We start from the raw sequence: 25035 nt of genomic DNA, 5'->3' as shown, positions 1-25035 counted from the left end.
GGCCGGCGCCTCATATTAGAATAGTATTATCAATGATTGCCTGCCGGCTTGAGCCGGAATCATTTGCCTTGCATCGGCTGCGATCCGGCCGTTGCGCGACCCGCTGACGCGCATTGCCCGCGTGGTTCGGCCGTCCCGTAAATCTACGGGTACGAAAATTAACGCGGTTGCAGCACTCTGAGACTACCAGTCGAAGACTACGAGGCGACGGTCGGATCGGATCTCACGCTTTGCCAGTGTGCTTCGCCTTTCCCTTGAATCGTTTTATGCGCGATTAACCCGTCAAAGTTGAATTGGGGTGTTAACGGGACCAAAGAACTACGTAGTTATACCTGTGGCCACTGCGCCGTTCTGCGCGTGTTCAAGACCCTCTCTTCGTTCGACTTGTCCGTGTCATCAACTGGTCATGAGTTCAAAAAATGGAAATCAAGTCGCCGCAGCCTTCGCTTCGCCTTCCCGCGGACTGCAGCATTGCCGGCATCCGCGCGGTCTATGATCTGATCCGTAGTCTGCTCAGCCAGCAACGCGATCTACAGGTCGACTGCTCGGCGGTCGACAAGGCCGACGTCACCTCGGTGCAGCTGTTGCTGTCGGCGACGCGCACCGCGGACGAACAGGGGGGCCGGCTGGACCTGACCGATTTGTCGCAAAATCTCAGGACCACGTTTCAACGTGCCGGCGTGTCCAGTAGCGCGTTCTCCGAGCGGACCGACGCAGAACAGAGCGAGACGAAGTAAATGGCCACCATCCTCACCGTCGACGATTCCCCAAGCATCCGGCAGATGATCAAGGTGGCGCTGGCGCCGCTCGGTCATAATGTCATCGAGGCGGGCGACGGCGCCCAGGGCCTGGAAAAAGCCAAGGCGAGCCGGCCCCACCTGGTGATCACCGATCTCAACATGCCGGTGATGAACGGCATGGAGCTGATCAAGGCGCTGCGGGCGACTCCGGCTTTGACCGGGTTGCCGATCGTGTTCCTGACCACCGAATCCAATGACGCGGTCAAGCAGGAGGCCAAGAAGGCCGGTGCCACCGGCTGGATCACCAAGCCGTTCAGCCAGGATCAGCTGCAGGCCGTCGTCAACAAGCTGGTGCGGTCATGAGTGGGCTGGATCCGGTCGAGGTCTTCCGTCAAGAGGCCAGCGATTTGTTCGAGGCGCTGGAAGGCGCGCTGCTCGATCTCGGATCGCGTCCCGACGACCGCGAACTGATCGACACCACGTTTCGCGCTCTGCACACCATCAAGGGCTCGGGTGCGATGTTTGGCTTCGACAAGGTCGCGACCTTCACCCATGAATTCGAGACCGCGTTCGACCAGGTGCGCAAGGGCGAGATCAAGGCCAGCCAGGACCTGATCTCGGTGGCGCTTTCCGCCAAGGATTACATCCGCGCGCTGATCGAGGCGCCGGAGAGCACCGATTCGATCATCGGCGATGCAATTCTCGACGAACTGCGCCGCTTCGTCGCCCCGACCGCGGATCGCGGGCCGGACGAGGAGCATAGCATCGCATCCGCCGTTACCACCGCGCCGCCTGCGCCCGCCACCGCGGGGCGGGGCTGGCAACTGCACATCGAATTCGATCGCGACGTATTGCGAAACGGCTCGAACCCGCTCGATTATCTCGACGATCTACGCAAGCTCGGCACCGCGTTCGCCACCGCGTTGACCGAGGATGTGCCGCTGCTCGACGAGCTCGAGCCCGAGCTGTGCTTCTTGAAATGGGACGTGACGTTGAACAGCGATTGCGATCGCGCCGCGATCGACGACGTCTTCATGTTCGTGCAGGACGAGATGGTGCTGAGCTGCGAGCCGCTGCCGGAAACGGCCGTGGTCGCACCGCAGCCGATGATCGCCTCGCCGTCGCTTGCCCCGAATCCGACCGTCGCCACCGCACCGCGGCGTGCCGAGCCGGAAGCCGACAAGCCGGCGACCGCCGCGACCAAATCCAAGGGCGACGAACAACGTCGTTTCGACGACAAGGGCATGCCGACCGTACGCGTGCAGGCGCAACGGCTCGATGAATTGATGGACCGGGTCGGCGAGCTGGTGATCGCCCAGGCCAGGCTCAGCCAATTGGCCGCCGCCACCGACGACATTTCCATCAAGGCGATCGCCGAGGAAATCGAACGCCTCGCCGCCGGCTTGCGCGATACCACGATGGGCGCGCGGATGGTGCCGATCGGCTCGCTGTTCGGCCGCTTCCGCCGCCTGGTGCACGACCTGTCGCGCGATCTCGGCAAGCCGGTGGACTTCGTCACCTCCGGTGAAGATACCGAACTCGACAAGACCATGATCGAGCGGCTGGCCGATCCCCTGGTCCATCTGATCCGCAACGCGATCGACCATGGCATCGAAGACACGGCGAGCCGTGCCGCCGCCGGCAAGACCGAGATCGGACGCATCGAAATCGCCGCGATCCACTCCGGCGCCCAGGTGCTGGTCACGGTGCGCGACAATGGCGCCGGTCTCAACGCCGCCCGGATCCGCGCCAAGGCGGAAGAACAGGGCTTGATTCAGCCGGGCGCGGTGTTGTCCGACGACGACGTGCATCAGCTGTTGTTTCAGCCCGGTTTCTCCACCGCGCAGACCATCTCCACGCTGTCCGGCCGCGGCGTCGGGATGGACGTGGTCAAGCGCACCATCGACGCGATGCGCGGTTCGATCGACATCTCGACCCAGCACGGCCGCGGCACCACGGTGACGTTGCGGCTGCCGTTGACGCTGGCGATCATCGAAGGCCTGCTGATCCGCGTCGGCGAAGGCCGCTACATCATCCCGCTGGCGGCGGTCGAGGAATGCGCCGAACTATCCGCCGAAGAGGAGCGGGTGCGCGGTCGCGACTTCCTCAACATGCGCGGCGATCTTGTGCCGTTCCTGCGGCTGCGCGATCTGTTCGAAGTCGGCGGCCAGCCGGATCGTCACCAGAAGATCATCATCGCCTCGTCGGGCGAGACCCGCGTCGGCCTGATCGCCGACCAGATCATCGGCAGCCACCAATCGGTGATCAAGTCGCTGTCGAAGCTGCATTCCGACGTCACCATGTTCTCCGGCGCCACCATCCTCGGCGACGGCTCTGCTGCTCTGATTCTCGACGTCGCGCAGCTGCTGGCGATCGGCCAGTCGCTCGGCGACGGCAAACTCACCAATGAGGCGGCGTGATGGATCAGGTTCTGGAGAAGCGGCCGGAGGCCGAGGTCGAAGACGATCTGATGCAGGCGGTGATGCTTGGGATCGGCGACGAAGTATTCGCGCTCAACACCAAGCTGGTGCGTGAGATCATCGATCCGGTGCCGGCCACGCGGGTCGCCGGGGCGCGGCCCTATCTACCCTGCGTCGTCAACGTGCGCGGCAACGTCATTCCGCTGGCCGATCTGCGCTCGCGGTTCGGCATGGCGAAGACCGCCGACACCGCCGACACCCGGATCGTGGTGCTCGAGATCGAAATCGATCGCGACCCGGTGCTGGTCGGTGTGGTCGCCGACAAGGTCCACGAGGTGACGCAGATCTCGCGCGCCGACGCGCAGCCGACCCCGCGGGTCGGGATGCGCTGGAATCCGGAATTCATCAGCTTCATCACCAAATGGCGCGACGAATTCGTGATCGTTCCGAACATGGAACGTATCTTAAGCTGACGCCAATTGCGAAATTGCGAGAAAATGAGGAACTAAGAGATGCGCTTCACTGTGAAGGCCAAGCTGGCAAGTGCGTTCGGTGTCGTCATTGCGCTGTCGATGGTTACGGGCTTCATCGCCTACAGCAAGCTTACCTTGCTGGATACCTCGCAGCTGCGGCTGGTGGCGCAGGCGGAACGCATGAAGAAGACCGCGAACCTGATGAACAGCATTCAGGGCCAGCTTCGCGCCGAAACTCGGATGATCCTCTCGCTTTCGGACAAGGATTCCGCCGAACAGCAAAAGCTGATGATGGAGCGGCGCGACGCTAGCCTGAAGCTCAAGGACGGCATTTACGGCGCTGCGTCCGAAGCCGGAAAACGGCTGATCGATCAGGCCGCGGTGAAGTTGCAGCGGCTGAACGAGTTGCAGGAACAGGTCGGCAAACTTTCGCAACTGCGGTCGGACACTCGTTCCGCGGAGTTGTGGGCCTCCGAAGGACTGCCGACGCTTCGCGAATTCAACACGGCGGTCGACAATGCCGTCGCCGAAATCGGCAAGGCGCAACCGACGCTGGAGGGGCAGCGCGCGATCACCTCGTTGCAGACCTCGAAATATGAAGCCGCTCGGCTTGCGCGCTTCGCGACCACCACCTTCGGTGCCAGTACGATCGACGAACTCGATGCCGAATACAAAGCCACGCAGCCGGTGAAAGTCGCCTTCAAGGCCGGCGTGACTCAGACCTCGACCCAACTTGCGGCGCTCGGAGTCGCTTCCAGCGCGCTCAATGCGCAGGCCGATCGCTTTGTGCGCTCCGCCGAGAAAGTCATCGATACCGCGCATGAGGGCGGCAAGATCAAGGCGGTCGCGATCACCAATAATGAGGGCCGCAAGGCGTTCAATGAAGCCCAGACGGCACTCGAAGCGTACATCAAGCTCACCGACGACCAGATGGGCGAGCTTGCCGCCTCCGGCTCGGAAGAAGCGAGCGTCGCCAAGACGCTGCTGATCGGCATCATCATCGCCTCGCTGCTGGCCGCAATCGCCTCGGCGACGTGGATCGCTGTCAACATCAGCCGTGGCCTCAGCCGCGCGGTCGGTCTCGCCGACGCGGTCGCGATCGGCGATCTCAGCCAGCGGATCGAGGTTTCCAGCAACGACGAGATCGGCGATCTGGTGAAATCGCTCAACAGCATGACGGTGAACCTCAACGCCACCGCGAACATCGCGGATTCGATCGCATCCGGCGATCTCACCGTCAACGCCAAGCCGCAGTCCGCAAAGGACACGCTTGGCATCGCGCTGGAACGCATGGTCGAGAAGCTGCGGAACGTGGTCACCGACGCGGTCACCGCGGCACAGAACGTCTCCGCCGGCAGCCAGGAATTGTCGGCCAGCGCCGAGCAGCTGTCGCAGGGCGCCACCGAGCAGGCCTCGGCCGCCGAAGAAGCGTCGTCCTCGATGGAAGAGATGGCGGCGAATGTGAAGCAGAACGCCGAGAACGCCGGTCAGACCGAGAAGATCGCGCATCAGTCGGCCAAGGACGCCGAGGCCAGTGGGGCCGCGGTCGGCCGCGCCGTCGAAGCGATGCAGACCATCGCCGGCAAGATCACCATCGTGCAGGAGATCGCCCGGCAGACCGATCTGTTGGCGCTGAACGCCGCGGTGGAAGCTGCGCGCGCCGGCGAACACGGCAAGGGCTTCGCGGTGGTGGCTTCGGAAGTGCGCAAGCTCGCCGAACGCAGCCAGACCGCGGCCGCCGAAATCGGCGCGCTGTCGAGCGAGACCGTCAAGGCGGCGCAGGAAGCCGGCTCGATGCTGTCGCGGCTGGTGCCGGACATCAAGAAGACCGCGCAATTGGTCGAAGAGATCACCGCCGCCTGCCGCGAGCAGGACGTCGGATCGTCGCAGATCAACCAGGCGATCCAGCAGCTCGACAAGGTCGGCCAGCAGAACGCCGCGGCCTCCGAACAGGTGTCCTCGACCTCCGAAGAACTCGCCTCACAGGCCGAACAGCTGCAATCGACCATCGCCTACTTCAAGATCAACCGTCCGAAGGACGGCGAACAGCCCGCGGCGCTCGATAAGGCGGTGGCCCAGCTGCGCAACAAGTCCGCGGCGATGGCGTCGTCGTCCCGCGGAGCCAAGAGCGCAGCTACGCGCCCGGCGCGCGCGCTGAAGGCCGCCGGCGGCGGCGGCTTTGCCCTCGAGATGAGCGACGCGGCCGATGATCGCGACGACGAGTTTCATCGCCGAAATGCCTGAGGCCTTGCCCCGCGGCAAGGCCGGTTCGCAACGCGACGCGTAGCCGGATCGGCTCCATCAATGCAGCAGGGTTCGTCACAACTCCAAGATTCAGCAAACAACTAACTCGATCCGGTTTCGGAATAAGAGGACCAAGAAATGCGTTTCACTGTGAAAGCCAAACTTGCCGCGACGTTCGGCATCGTGATCTTGCTCTCATTGATCGCGGGCGGCGTGGCCTACATGAAGCTCAGCGAAATGGTCGCGACGGCTGAAAACATCGTGTCGGCCGCGGATCGTGGGACGAAGGCCAACGAGATCCAACAGGGCATCCTGCTGCAGATTCGGGCTGAGAAGAACGTCTTGCTGGCTGGCTCCGAAACCCAGGCCGATCAGTACGCTGCCGATGTCATGGAATTGCGGGCTGGCGTGTTAAAGGCCAAGGACGAAGTTTACGCCGCCGCGACCGAAACGGGGAAGCGACTGCTCGAGCGCTTCTCCACCGCCTACGCCGCCATGAACACGGCGCAGGAGCAGTCGATCAAACTCGCAAAGGTCGATCGGGCAAAGGCCATTGAGTTTTCGACGACGGAAGTTCGCAAGGCCGTCGCCGGGGTTACGAGCGCCGCAAAGGAATACCAGGTCTACATCAAGAAATTGATGTCCGACCGGGCCGAACAGGCGCGGGAAGACGGCGCCCGCGCGCAGTTGCTGCTGCTGGTGCTGGTCATCGCGTCCTTGGTGATTGCGCTGGGATCCGCGATCTGGATCGCCTTCAATATCAGCCGCGGGCTCGGCCGCGCGGTCGATCTCGCCGACGCCGTCGCGATCGGCGATCTCAGCAAGAAGATCGAAGTGTCCAGCAACGACGAAATCGGCGACCTGGTGAAATCGCTGAACGCCATGACGGTCAACCTCAACGCCACCGCCATGATCACCGATACGATCGCCAATGGCGATCTCTCCACCGATATCAAGCCGTTGTCGGACAAGGATAGGCTCGGTCTCGCCATGAAGAGGATGGCGGCGAATCTGAAGGCCACGGCAATAGTCGCCGATACCATCGCCAATGGCGACCTCACCGTCGATGCCAAGCCGCTGTCGGACAAGGATACGCTCGGCCTGGCGCTGGAGCGCATGGTCGAGAAGCTGCGCGGCGTCGTGACCGACTCGGTCACCGCGGCGCAGAACGTCTCCGCCGGCAGCCAGGAATTGTCCGCCAGCGCCGAGCAGCTGTCGCAGGGCGCTACCGAGCAGGCCTCCGCCGCGGAAGAAGCCTCGTCCTCGATGGAAGAGATGGCGGCCAACGTCAAGCAGAACGCCGAGAACGCCGGGCAGACCGAGAAGATCGCGCACCAATCGGCCAAGGACGCCGAGGCCAGCGGCGTCGCGGTCGGCCGTGCGGTGGAGGCGATGCAGACGATCGCCGGCAAGATCACCATCGTGCAGGAGATCGCTCGCCAAACCGATCTGTTGGCGCTGAACGCCGCGGTGGAAGCCGCGCGCGCCGGCGAACACGGCAAGGGGTTTGCCGTGGTCGCCTCCGAAGTGCGCAAGCTCGCCGAGCGCAGCCAGACCGCCGCGGCCGAGATCGGCGCGCTATCGACCGAGACCGTCAAGGCGGCGCAGGAAGCCGGCTCGATGTTGTCGAAGCTGGTGCCCGACATCAAGAGAACCGCGCAACTGGTCGAGGAGATCACCGCCGCCTGCCGCGAGCAGGACCTCGGCTCGTCGCAGATCAATCAGGCGATCCAGCAGCTCGACAAGGTCGGCCAGCAGAATGCCGCGGCGTCCGAGCAGGTGTCGTCGACCTCCGAGGAACTCGCCTCGCAGGCCGAGCAACTGCAGTCGACCATCGCCTACTTCAAGATCGATCGTCCGAAGGACGCCGCACAGCCGGCCACACTCGACAAGGCGGTGGCGCAGCTGCGCGGCAAGGCCGCGGCGATGGTGTCGCCGCCCCGCGCTGCCAAGAGCGTCGCGACCCGGCCGACGCGTGCGGTGAAGGTTGCTGGTGCCGGCGGCTTCGCGCTGGAGATGCACGACGCGGCGGACGATCGCGACGCCGAGTTTCATCGCTAACAACACAGGCGGCGCCGTCATGGGCGAGGCGACACTTCGTCCAGCCGTCGCCGCCACCACCATCCCGCAAATGGGATCAAGAGGCTACCCATGAGATTTTCAGTCAAGGCAAAGCTTGCCACTACGTTCGGCGCCGTCACTATCCTGTCGCTTATCACCGGAGGGGTGGCTTATCTGAAATTGGCCTCGCTGGAGAGCGCGCAGCAAGGGCTGGTCCAGCAGGGGCTGCGGATGGAGAAGACCGCGGACGTGATGGGCGAAATCCAGCAGGCGCAACGCGCCGAAACCCGGCTGATCAACGCCGGCTCCGAAAAGGACGCGGCGGACAACTTTCGAGCGATGCTCGAACGCCAGGACAAGGCGTTGAAGATCAAGGACGAACTGGCCGCGATCGCCAGCGAGGAAGGCAAGCGCCAGCTCGGCTTGGCCACTGACAAGCTCAAGCACATGAACGACTTGCAGAAGCAGTCCGGCAAATTCGCCCTGCTCAATTCCAATAACCGCGCGACGCAGCTCTGGGAATCGGACGGACTGACCGCCGCGCGCGAGTTCAACGCCAGCGTCGATGCAGTCTTCACCGACCTCAACAAAGCGCCGGATCGGATCGAAAACGTCCGTGCGCTATTGGCCCTGCAGAGTGCGCGCCTCGAAGCCGCGCGTCTCGCACGGCTGGTGGTGACGACGTTCTCGGCCGCCTCGGTGGAGCAGCTCGAGACCGAATATAAGGGAGCTGTCGCACAGGCGACCGATCTGAAAACCAGCATCGCGCAGGCGACCAACCAGCTCGGCGTGCTCGGCGTGGCGGTGAATAACATCAACCGCGACTACGAGCGGTTTGCCGGCATCGTCGACAAGATTCTCTCCACCGCCCGGGAGGCCGGCAATATCAAGGCGCTGGCGATCACCAACGGCGAAGGGCTCAAGGCGTTTAACATCAGTCTCGATGCCTTCGAGGAGTACATCACGCTGATCAAGAAGCGGATGAACGACTTGGCGGCTGCGGGCGCCGAAGAAGCCGCCTCCGCAAAGACCCTGCTGGCCGCCATCATCGCCGCTTCGCTGCTGATCGCGATCGGCTCGGCGACTTGGATCGCTATCAACATCAGTCGCAGCCTCGGCCGCGCCGTCAAGCTCGCCGATGCGGTTGCGTCGGGCGACCTGACCCAGACCACCACGGTCAGCAGCAACGACGAGGTCGGTGACCTGATCGTCTCGCTCAACGGCACCGTGGAGCGGCTTCGCGGCGTGGTCGCCGACGCGGTCTCCGCCTCGCAGAACGTCTCGGCGGGCAGCCAGGAACTGTCGGCCAGCGCCGAGCAACTGTCGCAGGGCGCCACCGAGCAGGCCTCCGCTGCGGAGGAAGCGTCGTCCTCGATGGAAGAAATGGCCGCCAATGTGAAGCAGAACGCCGAGAACGCCGGCCAGACCGAGAAGATCGCGCACCAATCGGCCAAGGACGCCGAGGCCAGCGGCGTGGCGGTCGGTCGCGCGGTGGAGGCGATGCAGACCATCGCCGGCAAGATCACCATCGTGCAGGAGATCGCCCGGCAGACCGATCTGCTGGCGCTCAACGCCGCGGTGGAAGCCGCGCGTGCCGGCGAACACGGCAAGGGCTTTGCCGTGGTGGCGTCGGAGGTGCGCAAGCTCGCCGAGCGCAGCCAGACTGCCGCGGCCGAGATCGGCGAATTGTCGACCGAGACCGTCAAGGCAGCGCAGCAAGCCGGCTCGATGTTGCTGAAACTGGTGCCGGACATCAAGAAGACTGCGGAACTGGTCGGTGAGATCACCGCCGCCTGCCGCGAACAGGACGTCGGCTCGTCGCAGATCAACCAGGCGATCCAGCAGCTCGACAAGGTCGGCCAGCAGAATGCCGCGGCTTCTGAACAGGTCTCGTCGACTTCCGAGGAGCTCGCGTCGCAAGCCGAACAGCTGCAATCGACCATCGCCTACTTCAAGATCAACCGGCCGAAAGACGGCCAAGCCGATGCGCCGATTGCGATCGACAAGGCGGTGGCGCACTTGCGCAGCAAAGCGGCCGCCATGGCGGCGCCGGACCGGGCGGCGCACAAGCCGGCCGCCCGGCCGGCCCGCGCGCTCAAGGTTGCGGGCGGCGGCTTTGCGTTGGAGATGCATGACGCCGCGGACGAACGCGACGCCGAGTTTCAGCGCTAACTCGGGAGCGGCCTCGCCGTCGCCGGCGAGGCCGTTTTCGCCCCTTACAGGCTCGTTGCGAAAATCCCCGACGCTCTCGTACTTCTCCGTAGTGCGGAATTAACCGGACGTAGAAGGGATCACTCCAAGTTTAAGAACCAGGCGAGGCGTTTCATTTGCGGATCGATCAATTCGGATCCGGGTAGTGAGGCTGACGACTCCGCCACGGTTCCGGCTAGGAACGCACGATATCCGATCCAAATTGAGCTCATGGGGTCCCAATGCGATTTTCCGTCAAGGCGAAATTGGCCTGCACCTTCGGTGCGGTGACGCTGCTGTCCCTGCTCACCGGCGGGATTGCCTACAACAAGCTGACGACGTTGGCTGCATCGCAGGACGATCTTGTCCACCAGGGCGGTCGCATGAAGATGGCTGCCGATTTGATGAATGACATCCAAGGCCAGCAGCGCTCCGAGGCGCGGATGATCCTTTCGGTGTCGGAAAAAGAAACCGCCGAAAATTATCGGCTGTTGATCGAGCGTCAGAACGCGGTGCTCAAGTTGCGTGACGAGATCCACGCCATCGCGACCGAGGCCGGTAAGCGGGTGCTCGATCAGGCAGCGGTCAAGCTCAAGCATTTGAACGAGCTGCAGCAGCAGGCCGGCAAGGTCGGTCTGCTCAATTCCAGCAACCGTGCCGCCGAGCTCTGGCGCGCGGAAGGTTTGCCGGCGCTGCTCGAATTCAATGCTTCGCTGGATGCTGTGGCCCAGGATCTCAACAAGGCGCCGAATCAGCCGGAGTATTTGCGCGCCATGGTGGCGCTGCAGACGACCCGATTCGAGGCGGCCCGGCTCGGTCGCCAGGTGCTGTCGACGTTCACCGCGTCGTCGACGGACGAATTGGAGATTTCGTATAAGGCCGCCGCGGCGCAAGTCACGAGCCTCAAGTCCACCGTGGCTCAGGCCGTTGCCCAACTGAATAGCGTCGCTGTTCCGGCGACCACGATCAGCCAGCTCCATCAAAGATATGCTAACAACGCCGATAAGATCATCAGCATCGCCCGCGAGGGAGGCAACATCAAGGCGCTGGCGATCAGCAACGGCGAAGGTCGCAAGGCGTTCAACGAAACCCTCGAAGCGTTCGAAGACTTCGTCAAACTCGCGAACCAGCGGATGGTCGACCTCGGCACTGCCGCAACAGCGGAGGCGGCGTTCGCCAAGCTGCTGCTGATCAGTATCATCGCCGCATCGTTGCTGATCGCGATCGGCTCGGCGACTTGGATCGCCATCAATATCAGCCGCAGCCTCGGCCGCGCGGTCAAGCTCGCGGACGCGGTTGCTGGCGGCGATCTGACCCAAACCACGGCGGCCACCAGCAACGACGAGGTCGGGGATCTCATCATCTCGCTGAACGGCACGGTGGAGCGGCTGCGCAGTGTGGTGGCCGACGCGGTCACCGCGGCGCAGAATGTCTCCGCCGGCAGCCAGGAATTGTCGGCCAGCGCCGAGCAACTGTCGCAGGGCGCCACCGAGCAGGCCTCCGCCGCGGAGGAAGCCTCCTCTTCGATGGAAGAGATGGCCGCCAACGTCAAGCAGAACGCCGAGAACGCCGGCCAGACCGAGAAGATCGCGCATCAGTCGGCCAAGGATGCCGAGGCCAGCGGTGTCGCGGTCGGCCGTGCGGTCGAGGCGATGCAGACGATTGCCGGCAAGATCACCATCGTGCAGGAAATCGCCCGCCAGACCGATCTGCTGGCGCTCAACGCCGCGGTGGAAGCCGCGCGCGCCGGCGAACACGGCAAGGGCTTCGCGGTGGTCGCCTCCGAAGTGCGCAAACTGGCGGAGCGCAGCCAGACCGCCGCCGCAGAGATCGGCGCGCTGTCGACCGAGACCGTCAAGGCGGCCCAGGAAGCCGGCTCGATGCTGTCGCGGCTGGTGCCGGACATCAAGAAAACCGCGCAATTGGTCGAGGAGATCACCGCCGCCTGCCGCGAGCAGGACGTCGGCTCCTCGCAAATCAACCAGGCGATCCAGCAGCTCGACAAGGTCGGCCAGCAGAACGCCGCGGCCTCCGAGCAGGTGTCGTCCACTTCCGAGGAACTCGCCTCGCAGGCCGAACAGCTGCAATCGACCATCGCCTACTTCAAGATCGATCGTCCGAAAGACGGCGCGCAACCGATTGCCTTGGACAAGGCGGTGGCGCAACTGCGCGGTAAGGGTTCGGCAATGGCTAGCGTGCATCGTGCGAAGAAGCCTGCGGTCCGATCGGCCCGCGCACTCAAGGTTGCCAACGGCGGCGGCTTCGCGCTGGAGATGCACGACGCTGCCGATGCGCGCGACGCCGAGTTTGGTCGCTGATCACGTCGGTCGCGCCGGGTCGGCGCGTCCGAACTTCGCTGCAAAAGAGTATTTTGAGGAGTAAATCATGGCCGAAACGACGCAATATCTGACGCTGGGTCTGGACGGTGAGACCTTCGGCATCGGCATTCGCAACGTCCGTGAGATTCTCGACATGCGGCCGATCTCGAAACTGCCGCACGCGCCGAATTTCCTACTCGGCATGATCGACGTGCGCGGCTCGAGCTATCCGATCGTCGATCTGCGGATCAAGCTCGACCTGCCCAGTGTGCCGGCGACCGAGGCGACCCGCATCATCATCCTCGATGTCCCGATGGGGAATCAATTCGTCGGCGTCGGCTTCGTCGCCGATTGCGTGTTCGAGGTCACCGGGATCGACGAAAGCCAGATCGAGCCGCCGCCGACCGTCGGCGGGCGTTGGAAGTCGGATTATCTCGCCGGGATCGGCAAGAAGGGCGAGAATTTCGTCATCATCTTCGATCTGGCGAAGCTCATGACGTCCGGCGAAATATTGCAGAGCGGTTCGGCGGAAGCCGAGGCGGCCTGAGCCGATGCAGCCTTTGATGATCGAACCGTTACCGCGGCTGTCCGACCGGCACTTTCGCGCGATCGCCGAATTGGTCGAGCAGCAAGTCGGGATTCGGCTGCCCGAAAACAAACGGTTGATGCTCGAAGGCCGATTGCAGAAGCGCGTCCGCGCGCTGGGCTATGACGATATCAACGAGTATGTCGATCGGCTGTTCGACGAGGATCTGTTCGATGCCGAACTGATCCATCTGATCGATTGCGTGACGACCAACAAGACCGATTTCTTCCGCGAACCGTTCCATTTCGACTTCCTGTGCGACACCGCGGTGCCGGAGTTGTTGCGCAAGATCCGGGGCAGGCCGCTGAAGATCTGGAGCGCGGCCTGCTCGACCGGCATGGAGGCCTATACCATCGCCATCGTGCTCGACGACCTGCAACGAAACGGTGGCCCCAGCTTCCAATTCCGCATTCTCGGCACCGACATTTCCACCGGGGTGTTGCAGCTCGCCGAGGAAGGCATCTACACCAAGGAAATGATCGCGCCGGTGCCGGAGGCGATGGCCAAGCGCTACTTCTTGTCCTCCAAGGACAAGTCGCGTAGCGAAGTTCGGATCGTGCCCGAGCTGCGCCGCTCGGTGGCGTTCATGCGCATGAACCTGATGGACGCGGTGTATCCGGTGGATCGCGACGTCGACGTGATCTTCTGTCGCAACGTGCTGATCTATTTCGACAAGCCGACCCAGTGCAAGGTCGTCGAACGATTGTGTAGCCATTTGCGGCCCGGCGGTTATCTGATCGTCGGGCATTCCGAATCGATGATTCAGAACCAGTCGATCAAGCTGAAACAGGTGCAGCCGACGATTTTCAAGGTCTAGACGGTCATGACAAATCCAATGCTGAGGCCAAAGATTCGTGTGCTGATCGTCGACGATTCCGCATCGGTGCGTCAGATCCTGACCACAATCCTGAACGCTGACCCGGATATCGAGGTGATGGCCTCGGCCGCCGATCCATTCGCGGCGGCGCGCCGGTTGCAGGACGAGATCCCCGACGTCATCATTCTCGATATCGAGATGCCGCGGATGGACGGCATCACCTTCCTGCGCAAGATCATGGCGCAGCGGCCGATCCCGGTGATCATCTGCTCGACGCTGACCGAAGAGCGCTCCGACGTGATGTTCGAGGCGTTCGAGGCCGGCGCCTTCGATATCGTGCCGAAACCGCGGATCGATACCACCCATGCGCTGCTCGAAGCCTCCGCGCGGATGTGCGATGCGGTCAAAGCCGCGGCGCGCGCGCGAATTCGACCGCGGCGTCCGCCGCGGATGGTCGTGGAAGCCAAGCTGACGGCGGATGCGATCATGCCGCCGCCGGTCAGCGGACGCGCCCGCCCGACCACCGAGCGGCTGGTCTGCATCGGGGTATCGACCGGCGGTACCGAGGCGTTGCGTGATGTGCTGGAATGCCTGCCCGCCAAGGCGCCGGCGATTCTGATCGTGCAGCATATGCCGCAGGGATTCACCGCGGCATTCGCCAAGCGGCTCGACAGCCTGTGCGAGATCGAGGTCCGCGAGGCCCAGGACGGCGACGTCGTGGTGCAGGGCTGCGCCTACATCGCACCGGGTGGTCGCCACATGCTGCTGCAACGCACCGGCCAGCGCTATCATATTGCGATCAAGGACGGTCCGCCGGTGTCCAGGCATCGGCCCTCGGCGGATGTGTTGTTCCGCTCGGCGGCGCAATATGCCGGTCCCAACGCGCTCGGCATCATCATGACCGGGATGGGCGACGACGGCGCGCGCGGTCTGCTGGAGATGCATAAGCTCGGCGCCACCACGCGCGCGCAGGACGAAGAAAGCTGCGTGGTGTTCGGGATGCCGAAGGAAGCCATTGCGCTCGGCGGTGTCGACAAGGTGGTGCCGCTGGCGCAGATCCCGCGCGAAATCATGCTCTGGCAGGATGCCAAACAACCGGTTCCGACGGTCTGAGCCCATGGCTGGAGCGCTTCCCGCAACGATCGAAACCGAAGCCATCACGTCGATCGAGAATGTCGGCAGTCGGATCGAGGACGTGTTCGCACGGGTCGGCGCCGATCTTGGACGGGCGCATAGCATCTTCGATGGATTGAACTCCGACCTCGGCTTGCTCGGCGGAGAATTGTCCGGCGCCAACATCGCCAACGCGTCGAAGGCGTGCAGGGACATCGCCTCGCGCTTGCGCAGCCTGGCCGATGCGTTGCCGGCGGAAACCGGTCTGCTCGGCGAGATCTCCGGCAGCGCGACCAAGGCTTCGGTCTATCTCAAGGATATTCTCAAGCATATCGACATGATCACCATCATCGCGCGCAGTTCTCGCATCGAGGCGGCGTCGCTGGATGGCGACCGCGGCGGATTTTTGAGCTTCACCCGGGAGGCGTCGGAGCTCGCCAAATCGGTGCAGCGCTCGATCGTGGCCTGCGCCAAGGACCAGGAACAGCTGGCCGGCGCGATCGCCGCGGCGCTGAAAGGCCAATCGAATTTCGAGGCGCATTACCGGGGCCAGCTGCTCACCGCCAGCGCCGAGCTGATGTCGGCCTGCGGCGAGATCACCGACCGCCAGGCCGAGAGCACGCGGCTCGCCGCTTTGGCGAGAGCCAGCGCCGGCAACATCGGCGCCGCCGTCGGCAACGCGATCGTGTCGCTGCAGGCCGGCGACAGCACGCGGCAACGGCTGGAACACGTTTGCCGGGCGTTGTGCCAGGTGCAGCCGAACGGCGGCATCGCCCCCGCCGCCGGACGCGACGCCGGCGATCTGGCGATGGTGGCGCCGTTCGTACACGCCCTGCAGGCTGTGCAGCTCAAGGACGCGATCACCGGATTCGCCCAGGACGTCAGCACCATCGAGCGATCATTGACCGCGCTCGGGCTCGACGCCGCCAAGATGGTCGGCCACGGTCGCACGCTGTGCGGCGGTCAGGGCGACGACATGAGTTCGTTCCTGGCGGTGATGAAGACCAGGCTCAGCACCGCGCTGTCGCTGATCGCCGCCTGCGGCTGCGCCAAGATGGCGGTCGATCAGTCGATCTCGGTGCTGGAAAACATGCTCAGGGAATTCCGCGCCGCGATCTCCTCACTCGGCGACACGGTGATCGACATCACCCTGATCGGCATGAACGCCGGATTGAAGGCGAGTCATCTCGGCGAACGCGGCCGCGCCTTCGTGGTGATCGCCAACGAACTGAAGACCACGGCCGATCGGATCTCGGCCGCCGCGAAATTTCTCTGTCCGGTGGTCGACGCGATCGAACAGGCCGCCGATCGGCTGAAGGCACTGCGCGAAGCCGAAGAGGCGCTGCACGTCGATGAGATGCAAGGCTCGATCGGCCAAGCGCTCGAAGAGATCGAGGCCGGCAACGGTCACCTCGCGACGCTGATGGACAACCTCACCCGCGAGAGCGCGGTGTTCGAAACATTGGTGGTCGGCGCCAAGGGCGCGATGGCGGAGCTCGGTGTGAAATTCGCCTCGCTCTCAGAGGTCGCGCTGCGGCTCGAAGAACGGCGCCCGCGCAGCGAGCAGTTGTCGGGGGAGATCGGCGAGGCCGTGGACACGCTGTTCGACGATTTGTATTTGCAATACACCATGGTCAAGGAACGCGACGTGCACCGCAAATTTGCCGAACGCTTTGGCTTCCTGAAGGCTCAGGCCAGCGTCGCCGAACCGTGCGCGCAAAGCACCGACGACATCTTCTTCTGAGTTGATGCGGCGGCGGTCAGCCGGCGCGGGTGGCGTCGCATTGCGATGCAGTCTCGGCATCGATCATGCTGTCGATCGCCGTCCGGATCAGGGTCTGCAACTCGCCGCCTTCGGCCTCTTGCAGAGCCGCCACCCCGAGCACGCTACGCAGAATGCCGACGCCGGCCAGCAACGCGGCGATCAGCGCCGCCCGGCTCGCCGCCGGCGATCCTAGTCTGCCGGCAATCGGCTCGATGAAATCCTTCAGCATCACCGCGCGCAACACCCGCGACGCCTCGGGACTGGACAGCGAGTGGATCACGATGTCGAGCGGCCCGGTCTGATCGGGGCCCTGGCTCGCCTGGTTTGCCAACGCCTGCTGCGACAGCGTCGCGGCAAGATCGTCGCCAGGGCCGGCGAGGAATCGCTCGGGCTTGATGGCGGCTTGCACGGCTGCGGCGAACAGCCGCTCCTTCGAGCCAAAGCAGCGGTGCACATAGGCGACGTCGACGCCGACATCGGCGGCGATATCGCGCAGCCCGGTCGCCTCATAGGAATGCCGGGAGAACCGCGCAATCGCCGCTTCGAGGATCCGGTCGCGGGTGAGCGGTTTGGTCCGCGATCCGGTTTCGCGACGCATCGAGCCTCCCGATCGCTCCAATCAAGCCGAGCGACATTCTGGTGGTGCAATGGTCAACAGTCGTTGATCAAAATCAAGGTCGATGCCAGGCCAAAGCCGTTAGTCTCGACGCCAGCGCCAGCAGACCGGCGGGAGACCATGGTTCGATGACACAGACTTGGAATCGCTGGCTGATCGCCGCGCTGGTGGTGGCCGCCGCCGGCGGCGGTTATTTCGCTTGGAAGGTTTTGGGAAAGAGTGATCTGCCGCCGGGGATCGCCAGCGGCAACGGTCGCATCGAGGCCACCGAGATCGATATCTCGACCAAGTCGCCCGGGCGCATCCGGGAGATCCTCGTCGCCGAGGGCGATTACGTCACCGCCGGTCAGGTGCTGGCGCGGATGGACACCGACCAGCTGGAAGCGCAACGCCGCCAAGCCACCGCGCAACTGCGCCGAGCCGCGATCGGCGTCGACACCGCGAAGAGCCTCGTCACCCAGCGCGAGGCCGAGCGCACCGCGGCGGTCGCGGTGATCGCGCAGCGCGAGGCGCAGCTCGATGCGCTGGAGCGCAAGCTGGCGCGCGCCGAGACCTTGATCAAGACCAGCGCGGTGTCGCAGCAGGTGCTCGACGACGATCGCGCCAACGAGCAGGGCGCCAAAGCCGCGGTCGCCGCGGCGCAGGCGCAACTCGCCGCCACCGAGGCGGCGATCAGCGCCGCCAAGGCGCAGGTGATCGATGCCGGCGCGGCGGTCGACGCCGCGCAGGCCGCGATCGAGAGCATCAGCGTCGAGATCAACGACAGTACCTTGAAATCGCCGCGCGACGGCCGCGTGCAATATCGCGTGGCGCAGCCCGGCGAAGTGATCGCCGCCGGCGGCCGGGTGCTCAACCTTGTCGATCTCGGCGATGTCTACATGACCTTCTTCCTGCCGACCGCGCAGGCCGGACAGATTGCGATCGGCAGCGATGTGCGGCTCGTGCTCGACGCCGTGCCGCAATACGTCATTCCGGCGAAGGCCACCTTCGTCGCCGACGTCGCGCAGTTCACGCCGAAGACGGTGGAGACCGAGGAAGAGCGGCAGAAGCTGATGTTCCGGGTGAAAGCGCATATTCCGCCGGAGCTGCTGCGCAAATACATCCAGCGGGTCAAGACCGGGCTGCCCGGCATGGCCTACATCCGGCTCGATCCGAAGGCCGAATGGCCGGCGCGGCTCAACGGAACGCTGGTGCAATGAGCGAGCCCGCGGGTCCGGCCGCGGCGCCCGTGGTGCGGCTGCAAGGCGTCGGGCTGCGTTATGGCAAAGCTGTGGCACTCGACGACGTCACGCTGGACCTGCCGGCGGGCTGCATGATCGGGCTGATCGGCCCGGACGGCGTCGGCAAGTCGAGTCTGCTGTCGCTGATCGCCGGCGCCCGCGCCGTGCAGCAGGGTCATGTCGTGGTGTTCGGCGGCCAGATGTCGGACCCCACCCATCGGCGGCTCGCCTGTCCGCGGATCGCCTACATGCCGCAGGGGCTCGGCAAGAATCTCTACCCGACGCTGTCGGTGTTCGAGAACGTCGACTTCTTCGGCCGGCTGTTCGGCCAGGGCGCGCGCGAGCGGGCGCGGCGGATCGGGCAGTTGTTGCAGGACACCGGGCTGGCGCCGTTCGCGAACCGCCCGGCGGGCAAACTCTCCGGCGGCATGAAGCAGAAGCTCGGCCTGTGCTGCGCGCTGATCCACGATCCCGATCTGTTGATTCTCGACGAGCCGACCACCGGCGTCGATCCTTTGTCGCGGCGGCAGTTCTGGGAACTGATCGACGACATCCGCGGCCATCGTCCCGGCATGAGCGTGATCGTCGCCACCGCCTATATGGAAGAGGCGGCGCGGTTCGACCATCTGGTGGCGATGAATGCCGGCAAAGTGCTGGCGGCCGGCTCTCCCGCCGAACTGCTACAAAAGACCGGCGCGGCGACGCTGGACGCCGCCTTCATCGCGCTGTTGCCGGAGGCCGAACGCCGCGGCTATCGCGAGGTGGTGATTCCGCCGCGCGTAGCTGCGGGCGTCGACGACGTCGCCATCGAGGCCGAGCATCTCACCATGCGGTTCGACGATTTCACCGCGGTCGACGACGTCTCGTTCCGGATCGGGCGCGGCGAAATCTTCGGCTTCCTCGGCTCCAACGGCTGCGGCAAGACCACCACGATGAAGATGCTGACCGGATTGCTGGCGGCGAGCCAGGGCAAGGCCCGGCTGTTCGGCAACGAGGTCGATCCCAACGACATGGCGGTACGCCGCCGCGTCGGCTACATGTCGCAGGCATTCTCGCTGTATTCCGAACTCACCGTGCGGCAGAATCTCGATCTGCACGCCAGGCTGTTCAGCATGGCGCCGGCGGCGATTCCGGCACGGATTGCCGAGATGGAGCAGCGCTTCGATCTCGCCGAGGTGAGCGATCAACTGCCCGATGCGTTGCCGCTCGGCATCCGGCAGCGGCTGTCGCTGGCGGTGGCGATGATCCACTCGCCGGATATTCTGATTCTCGACGAGCCGACCTCCGGCGTCGATCCGGTGGCGCGCGACGGGTTCTGGCAAATTCTCTCCGACCTGTCGCGCAAGGACAACGTCACCATCTTCGTCTCGACCCATTTCATGAACGAGGCGGAGCGCTGCGACCGCATCTCGCTGATGCATGCCGGGAAGGTGTTGATCAGCGACACCCCGCGCGCCATCGTGCAGCGGCGCAACGCGCCCAATCTCGAAGACGCCTTCGTCGCCTATCTGGAGGACGCGATCGGCCCAGCCTCTGCGGATGCGGCGCCGGCGATCGCGTCGCAACCGGCGGTCACGACGGCCAGCGCGCCAGCACTCGGCGACGTCGCGCCGCGCAAGCCGTCGCATCGCTGGTTCGATCCGCGGCGGATGTTCGCCTATACGCGGCGCGAGGCGCTGGAGTTGCGCCGCGATCCGATCCGCGCCACCATGGCGATGCTCGGCAGCGTGCTGCTGATGTTCGTGCTCGGCTACGGCATCAATCTCGACGTCGAGAAGCTGTCGTTCGCGGCGCTCGACCGCGACGATACCACGATCAGCCGCGACTACGTCCTGCAGATCGCCGGGTCGCGCTATTTTCAGGAGCAACCGCCGATCGCCGACTACGCCGATCTCGATCGTCGGATGCGCGGCGGCGAATTGACCTTGGCGATCGAGATTCCGCCCGGCTTCGGCCGTGACGTCGCCCGCGGCCGCAATGTCGAGATCGGCGCCTGGATCGACGGCGCGATGCCGGCGCGGGCGGAGACCGCGCGCGGCTATGTGCAGGCCATGCATCTGAGCTGGCTGACGCAGAAGGCGCGCGAACTGTACGGCGCCGCCGCGGTCGCCGGCAAGTTCCAGATCGAGTTGCGCTACCGCTACAACCCCGACATCAAGAGCCTGGTGGCGATGGCGCCAGCGGTGATTCCGCTGCTGCTGCTGATGATCCCGGCGATGCTGGCGGTGCTGAGCGTGGTGCGCGAAAAGGAGCTGGGCTCGATCATCAACTTCTACGCCACCCCGACCACGCGGCTGGAATTCCTGATCGGCAAGCAAATTCCTTACGTCGCGCTGGCGATGCTGAATTGCGTGCTGCTGACCGCCTTTGCGATTTTCGTGTTTCAGGTGCCGTTCACCGGCAGCTTCCTCACTTTGGCCTGCGGCACCTTCCTTTACGTCGTGATCGCCACCGCGATCGGGCTGTTGCTGTCGACCTTCATGAGCAGCCAGATCGCCGCCATTTTCGGTACCGCGCTGATCACCTTGATCCCCGCGATCCAGTTCTCCGGATTGATCGACCCGGTGTCGTCGCTGCAGGGCTTCGGCGCTCTGATCGGCCGGATCTATCCCACCACCTATTTCGTCAACATCACCCGCGGCACCTTCTCCAAGGGCCTCGACTTCGTCGAGCTGTGGAATTCGTTCGTGCCGTTGCTGATCGCGGTGCCGCTATTGCTCGGGCTCGGCGCGGCTCTTCTCAAGAAACAGGCGAACTGAGATGCGCCTGAGCAACATCCTGCAGCTCGGCGTCAAGGAACTGCGCGGCCTGCTGCGCGATCCGATGCTGCTGGTGCTGATCGCCTACGCCTTCACGCTGTCGATCTACACCGGCTCCAAGGCGATCCCGGAGACGCTCAACCAAGCGGCGATTTCGGTGGTCGACGAAGATCGCTCGCCGGTGTCGTCACGCATCGTCGCGGCGTTCAACCCGCCGTATTTTTCGATCCCGAAGCTGATCACCCCGCGCGAGATGGACACCAGGATGGACGCCGGGCTGGATACTTTTGCGCTCGACATTCCACCGCAATTCCAGAGCGACCTGTTGGCCGGCAAGTCGCCGACCATCCAGCTCAATATCGACGCCACGCGGATGACCCAGGCGTTCAGCGGCGGCGGTTATATCCAGTCGATCGTCAGCGGCGAGGTCAACGAATTTCTCAGCCACCATCGCACGCCGGCCGTCGTGCCGGTCGATTTGGCGATGCGGGTGCGGTTCAATCCGCAGCTCAACAAAGGTTGGTTCGGCGCGATCCATGAGCTGATCATCGCCATCACCATGCTGTCGATCATCCTCACCGGCGCCGCGTTGATCCGCGAGCGCGAGCACGGCACCGTCGAACATCTGTTGGTGATGCCGGTGACGCCGTTCGAGATCATGGCGAGCAAGATCTGGTCGATGGGGCTGGTGGTGCTTTTGGCCTCCAGTGCTTCGCTGGCGCTGGTGGTACAAGGTTGGCTGGCGGTGCCGATCCAGGGCTCGCTGTTGCTGTTTCTGCTGGGCACCATGCTGCATCTGTTCGCCACCACCTGCATGGGCATCTATTTGGCGACGGTGGCGGGAAGCATGCCGCAGTTCGGGCTGCTGCTGATGTTGATCCTGATTCCGCTGCAGGCGCTGTCCGGCGGGCTGACGCCGCGGGAGAGTATGCCGGAGCTCATCCAGACCATCATGCTGGCGGCGCCTAATACCCATTTCGTGATACTCGCGCAGTCGATCCTGTTTCGCGGCGCCGGCCTCGACGTGGTCTGGCCGCAGCTCGCGGCCTTGCTGGGCATCGGATCGCTGCTGTTCGTGCTGGCGCTGCGTCGATTTCGGCAGTTTCTGCGTTAGTTCTCGTGCAGCGCCCGCCGATTGCAACCGACGGTGACGGATTTCATGTCACGGTTGTGCAGGTCCATCGCCGGCGCGCAACGAATTATGAGAGGTAATTGCAAGTAACAGCTTTGAACGTAACATAGAGAAATGGTGTTGTTGCGGCTTTCTTAACGAAGCCGATCGTAAGAATGCGGCGATTGTTCTCCAATCGGAATATCCGTCGTGTCAGCTGCGGTCATGCCAACAAACGTCGAATTGTTCTTCGACGCCGACGACATCATCGTCTCCAAGACCGACCTCAAGGGCCGGATCACCTATGCCAACAGGGTGTTCTGTGACCTCGCCGGCTACAGCGAGGCCGAGTTGCTCGGCCAGCCGCACAGCATCATCCGCCATCCTGACATGCCGCGCTGCGTCTTCAAGCTGTTGTGGGACAGCTTGAACGAGGGCCGCGAGATCTTTGCTTATGTCAAGAACATGTCGCGACGCGGCGACTTCTACTGGGTGTTCGCCCACGTCACGCCGTCGTTCGATGCTAAAGGCCGCGTTGTCGGCTTTCATTCCAATCGCCGCGTCCCCGAACGTCGGGTGATCGCCGTGCTGCAGCCGGTCTACGCCGCGCTGCTGCGCGAGGAGCAGGGCCATCGCAACGCCAAGGACGGGCTGGCCGCGGGCTATCGCCACCTGACCGACTTCGTCACCGCAAAGAACATGCCCTATGATCAACTCGTCTTCTCTCTTTAGAGCCGCGCTCGGGCTCGGCGTCGCAGCGGCGGCGCTGCTCATCGCACTCGCCGGCGTGCTGGTTGAATCCCACGCGGTGGCGCTTGGTGGGTCGCTGACGGCGCTGCTGGCGCTTGGCGTTCTCGGCGTGGCGCTGGCACGGCTGAACGGCGTGGTGGACGATCTCACCCAGGTCTGCCGGCGGCTGCGTGATGGTGATTTCGAGGCGCGGGTTCTGAACATCCGCGAGCGCGGCGCGATCGGCGCGCTGCAGCACGAATTCAATGACATGACCGACCGCTGCGACGCCTTTGTCCGCGAGGCCAGCGCGGCGATGGGAGCGATCCGCGACGACAAATATTATCGCCACATCCTGCCGCAGGGGCTGCGCGGCTCGCTGCTGATCGCCAGCCAAACCATCAACGAGGCGATGGAGGCGATCGAGCGGCGCGTCGCGGCGTTCAACGCCAACACCGCGCATTTCGAAGGCGCGGTCAACGCCGTAATCGAGACGGTGTCGTCGGCGTCCGGCAACATGGGCGAAACCGCGGGCAGCCTCGGCCGCGGCGCCACCGCCACCCGTGAACGCGCGAACGCGGTCTCCGCGGCCTCGCATCAGGCCTCCGCCAACATGGAAACGGTGGCCGCGGCCACCACCGAATTGACCGCCTCGGCCAACGAGATTGCGCAGAACGTCGCCCGTTCGGCCGCGATCGCCAAGACCGCGGTGGCGCGGGTCGAAGAAGCCCGGCTCACGGTGGCAAGCCTCTCGACCGCCACCGAGCGGATCGGCACCATCGTGCAACTGATCGATGAGATCGCCGCGCAGACCAATCTGTTGGCGCTCAACGCCACCATCGAGGCGGCGCGCGCCGGCGACGCCGGCCGCGGCTTTTCGGTGGTGGCGCAGGAGGTCAAGTCGTTGGCGGCGCAGACCGCGCGAGCGACCCACGATATCTCGCTGAGCATTGCCGAGGTGCAGTCGACCACCAAGGCGGCGGTGGAAGCCATATCGACCATCGGCGGTGCGATCGGCGAGGTCGACGAGATCACCAGCAACGTCTCGCTCGGCGTGCAGGCGCAGACCGCCGCCACCGGCGAGGTGGCGCGTAACATCGAGCAGGCGTTCGCCGGAATGCGCGACATCTCCGGTAACATTCACGTGGTCAGCGCCGACGCTGGCCAGACCGAAAAGCACGCAGACACGACATTGCGCGCCTCCAGCACGCTGGCCGAGCAATCGGCGACGCTGGGCCATACGGTGCGCGAGTTCCTGCAGTCGTTGCGGCGCGGCCAGCTCGAGCGCCGCGCGGCGTAGCCGCGGCTTTCCCGGTGCGGTTGATCTCGATCAAGATCGACGCCGCCGAACCCCGGCAAGCTGCGGAGGCCGCCAGGGCTTTGCAAATCCGGCGCGTTATGAGAAACTGACCGCGTGAACAGCTTTGTCACCATCCGTTGGCTGCTGGCGATCGTCATGATCGTCGGCATCGCTATGGCGCCGCTGTCCCGGCCGGCGATGGCCGATGCGTCGTCGCACGGCGCTATCCACGCCCAGTCGATGGTCGCAGATCACCCCGCTGCCGCGCTTCGCGGCCAGGACCTCGCCATGGATACGATCGCCATGGATACGGTGGCCCTCGACACGGTCGCCACCGCCGAAATGGCGAGCGAAATGCCCTGCTGCCCGTCGCAGGCGCCGGAGCCATCGGGCTGCGACAAATGCGTCGCGATGATCAACTGCATGTCGTCGGGGTTCATTGCGATGCCGGTTGCGCTGCTGCAGCCGGATTTCGTGATGCCCGGCAATGTGCTGCCGCGCCACGCCGATGCCCACGCCAACGGCATGGGCGATTCCCCTCCGGAACATCCGCCTCGAACCCTGGTCTGAACG

At 64.4% G+C, this 25035-nt stretch carries 19 protein-coding genes; 18 read left to right on the top strand and 1 reads right to left on the bottom strand.

Annotation, left to right across the window (positions count from 1 at the left end; all coding sequences use genetic code 11):
• The first annotated feature begins 419 nt into the window (after positions 1 to 419).
• The 12 genes from RPC_RS23455 to RPC_RS23400 all read left to right on the top strand — a co-directional run bounded on the left by RPC_RS23455 (position 420) and on the right by RPC_RS23400 (position 16706).
• Positions 420 to 737 (top strand): STAS domain-containing protein, encoded by a 318-nt coding sequence (locus RPC_RS23455; protein WP_011475077.1) that lies wholly within the window; start codon positions 420 to 422, stop codon positions 735 to 737.
• Positions 738 to 1103 (top strand): response regulator, encoded by a 366-nt coding sequence (locus RPC_RS23450; RefSeq protein WP_011475076.1) that lies wholly within the window; start codon positions 738 to 740, stop codon positions 1101 to 1103.
• Positions 1100 to 3160, top strand: coding sequence for a chemotaxis protein CheA (locus tag RPC_RS23445; protein WP_011475075.1), 2061 nt, complete (start codon positions 1100 to 1102; stop codon positions 3158 to 3160). Before RPC_RS23450 ends, RPC_RS23445 begins: the two co-directional genes overlap by 4 nt.
• Positions 3160 to 3633, top strand: coding sequence for a chemotaxis protein CheW (locus RPC_RS23440; protein ID WP_011475074.1), 474 nt, complete (start codon positions 3160 to 3162; stop codon positions 3631 to 3633). The genes RPC_RS23445 and RPC_RS23440 overlap by 1 nt, the downstream gene beginning before the upstream one ends.
• 39 nt (positions 3634 to 3672) lie before the next feature.
• Complete coding sequence (locus RPC_RS23435; protein ID WP_011475073.1) at positions 3673 to 5877, top strand: methyl-accepting chemotaxis protein; 2205 nt, start codon at positions 3673 to 3675, stop codon at positions 5875 to 5877.
• A gap of 138 nt (positions 5878 to 6015) precedes the next feature.
• Complete coding sequence (locus tag RPC_RS23430) at positions 6016 to 7938, top strand: methyl-accepting chemotaxis protein (protein ID WP_011475072.1); 1923 nt, start codon at positions 6016 to 6018, stop codon at positions 7936 to 7938.
• A gap of 90 nt (positions 7939 to 8028) precedes the next feature.
• Positions 8029 to 10110, top strand: coding sequence for a methyl-accepting chemotaxis protein (locus RPC_RS23425; RefSeq protein WP_011475071.1), 2082 nt, complete (start codon positions 8029 to 8031; stop codon positions 10108 to 10110).
• Between the two features lie 260 nt (positions 10111 to 10370).
• The gene (locus RPC_RS23420; RefSeq protein ID WP_011475070.1) at positions 10371 to 12446 is read left to right on the top strand and encodes a methyl-accepting chemotaxis protein; all 2076 of its coding nucleotides are present in this window, start codon (positions 10371 to 10373) and stop codon (positions 12444 to 12446) included.
• 67 nt (positions 12447 to 12513) lie between these two features.
• The gene (locus RPC_RS23415; RefSeq protein ID WP_011475069.1) at positions 12514 to 12993 is read left to right on the top strand and encodes a chemotaxis protein CheW; all 480 of its coding nucleotides are present in this window, start codon (positions 12514 to 12516) and stop codon (positions 12991 to 12993) included.
• A 16-nt stretch (positions 12994 to 13009) separates the two neighbouring features.
• Positions 13010 to 13849 (top strand): CheR family methyltransferase, encoded by an 840-nt coding sequence (locus RPC_RS23410; RefSeq protein WP_415914768.1) that lies wholly within the window; start codon positions 13010 to 13012, stop codon positions 13847 to 13849.
• A gap of 18 nt (positions 13850 to 13867) precedes the next feature.
• Positions 13868 to 14962, top strand: coding sequence for a protein-glutamate methylesterase/protein-glutamine glutaminase (locus RPC_RS23405; protein ID WP_041802228.1), 1095 nt, complete (start codon positions 13868 to 13870; stop codon positions 14960 to 14962).
• 4 nt (positions 14963 to 14966) lie between these two features.
• Positions 14967 to 16706: a chemotaxis protein gene (locus RPC_RS23400; RefSeq protein WP_041802227.1), complete on the top strand. Its 1740-nt coding sequence runs from the start codon at positions 14967 to 14969 to the stop codon at positions 16704 to 16706.
• Between the two features lie 16 nt (positions 16707 to 16722).
• Here RPC_RS23400 and RPC_RS23395 read toward each other — a convergent pair whose 3' ends face one another.
• Positions 16723 to 17325, bottom strand: coding sequence for a TetR/AcrR family transcriptional regulator (locus tag RPC_RS23395; protein ID WP_011475065.1), 603 nt, complete (start codon positions 17323 to 17325; stop codon positions 16723 to 16725).
• Between the two features lie 146 nt (positions 17326 to 17471).
• On the opposite strand from RPC_RS23395, the gene RPC_RS23390 reads away from it, so the two are divergent.
• The 6 genes from RPC_RS23390 to RPC_RS23365 all read left to right on the top strand — a co-directional run bounded on the left by RPC_RS23390 (position 17472) and on the right by RPC_RS23365 (position 25032).
• The gene (locus tag RPC_RS23390; RefSeq protein WP_011475064.1) at positions 17472 to 18542 is read left to right on the top strand and encodes an HlyD family secretion protein; all 1071 of its coding nucleotides are present in this window, start codon (positions 17472 to 17474) and stop codon (positions 18540 to 18542) included.
• Complete coding sequence (rbbA, locus tag RPC_RS23385; RefSeq protein WP_011475063.1) at positions 18539 to 21322, top strand: ribosome-associated ATPase/putative transporter RbbA; 2784 nt, start codon at positions 18539 to 18541, stop codon at positions 21320 to 21322. Before RPC_RS23390 ends, rbbA begins: the two co-directional genes overlap by 4 nt.
• A 1-nt stretch (position 21323) precedes the next feature.
• A complete protein-coding gene (locus tag RPC_RS23380; protein WP_011475062.1) occupies positions 21324 to 22436 on the top strand; it encodes an ABC transporter permease in 1113 nt (370 codons plus the stop codon).
• A gap of 222 nt (positions 22437 to 22658) precedes the next feature.
• Positions 22659 to 23165: a PAS domain-containing protein gene (locus RPC_RS23375; protein ID WP_011475061.1), complete on the top strand. Its 507-nt coding sequence runs from the start codon at positions 22659 to 22661 to the stop codon at positions 23163 to 23165.
• Positions 23140 to 24462: a methyl-accepting chemotaxis protein gene (locus RPC_RS23370; RefSeq protein WP_011475060.1), complete on the top strand. Its 1323-nt coding sequence runs from the start codon at positions 23140 to 23142 to the stop codon at positions 24460 to 24462. Before RPC_RS23375 ends, RPC_RS23370 begins: the two co-directional genes overlap by 26 nt.
• A 114-nt stretch (positions 24463 to 24576) precedes the next feature.
• On the top strand, positions 24577 to 25032 hold the full coding sequence (locus tag RPC_RS23365) for a hypothetical protein (RefSeq protein WP_011475059.1): 456 nt from the start codon (positions 24577 to 24579) through the stop codon (positions 25030 to 25032).
• Positions 25033 to 25035 lie beyond the last annotated feature (3 nt).

This window comes from Rhodopseudomonas palustris BisB18 (genome assembly GCF_000013745.1).
Lineage (GTDB): Bacteria > Pseudomonadota > Alphaproteobacteria > Rhizobiales > Xanthobacteraceae > Rhodopseudomonas_A > Rhodopseudomonas_A palustris_F.
The sequence above is the reverse complement of the archived record's forward strand: the minus strand, read 5'-3'. Positions and strand labels throughout refer to the sequence as shown.

Excerpts from the sequence above, each read along its gene's own strand:
- RPC_RS23390 (WP_011475064.1), top strand. The coding sequence starts at position 17,472 with ATGACACAGACTTGGAATCGCTGGCTGATCGCCGCGCTGGTGGTGGCC.
- RPC_RS23435 (WP_011475073.1), top strand. The coding sequence starts at position 3,673 with ATGCGCTTCACTGTGAAGGCCAAGCTGGCAAGTGCGTTCGGTGTCGTC.
- RPC_RS23440 (WP_011475074.1), top strand. The coding sequence starts at position 3,160 with ATGGATCAGGTTCTGGAGAAGCGGCCGGAGGCCGAGGTCGAAGACGAT.
- RPC_RS23395 (WP_011475065.1), bottom strand. The coding sequence starts at position 17,325 with ATGCGTCGCGAAACCGGATCGCGGACCAAACCGCTCACCCGCGACCGG.
- RPC_RS23375 (WP_011475061.1), top strand. The coding sequence starts at position 22,659 with ATGCCAACAAACGTCGAATTGTTCTTCGACGCCGACGACATCATCGTC.
- RPC_RS23410 (WP_415914768.1), top strand. The coding sequence starts at position 13,010 with ATGATCGAACCGTTACCGCGGCTGTCCGACCGGCACTTTCGCGCGATC.
- RPC_RS23400 (WP_041802227.1), top strand. The coding sequence starts at position 14,967 with ATGGCTGGAGCGCTTCCCGCAACGATCGAAACCGAAGCCATCACGTCG.
- RPC_RS23370 (WP_011475060.1), top strand. The coding sequence starts at position 23,140 with ATGATCAACTCGTCTTCTCTCTTTAGAGCCGCGCTCGGGCTCGGCGTC.
- RPC_RS23450 (WP_011475076.1), top strand. The coding sequence starts at position 738 with ATGGCCACCATCCTCACCGTCGACGATTCCCCAAGCATCCGGCAGATG.
- RPC_RS23430 (WP_011475072.1), top strand. The coding sequence starts at position 6,016 with ATGCGTTTCACTGTGAAAGCCAAACTTGCCGCGACGTTCGGCATCGTG.
- RPC_RS23425 (WP_011475071.1), top strand. The coding sequence starts at position 8,029 with ATGAGATTTTCAGTCAAGGCAAAGCTTGCCACTACGTTCGGCGCCGTC.
- RPC_RS23420 (WP_011475070.1), top strand. The coding sequence starts at position 10,371 with ATGCGATTTTCCGTCAAGGCGAAATTGGCCTGCACCTTCGGTGCGGTG.
- rbbA (WP_011475063.1), top strand. The coding sequence starts at position 18,539 with ATGAGCGAGCCCGCGGGTCCGGCCGCGGCGCCCGTGGTGCGGCTGCAA.
- RPC_RS23455 (WP_011475077.1), top strand. The coding sequence starts at position 420 with ATGGAAATCAAGTCGCCGCAGCCTTCGCTTCGCCTTCCCGCGGACTGC.
- RPC_RS23405 (WP_041802228.1), top strand. The coding sequence starts at position 13,868 with ATGCTGAGGCCAAAGATTCGTGTGCTGATCGTCGACGATTCCGCATCG.
- RPC_RS23380 (WP_011475062.1), top strand. The coding sequence starts at position 21,324 with ATGCGCCTGAGCAACATCCTGCAGCTCGGCGTCAAGGAACTGCGCGGC.
- RPC_RS23445 (WP_011475075.1), top strand. The coding sequence starts at position 1,100 with ATGAGTGGGCTGGATCCGGTCGAGGTCTTCCGTCAAGAGGCCAGCGAT.
- RPC_RS23415 (WP_011475069.1), top strand. The coding sequence starts at position 12,514 with ATGGCCGAAACGACGCAATATCTGACGCTGGGTCTGGACGGTGAGACC.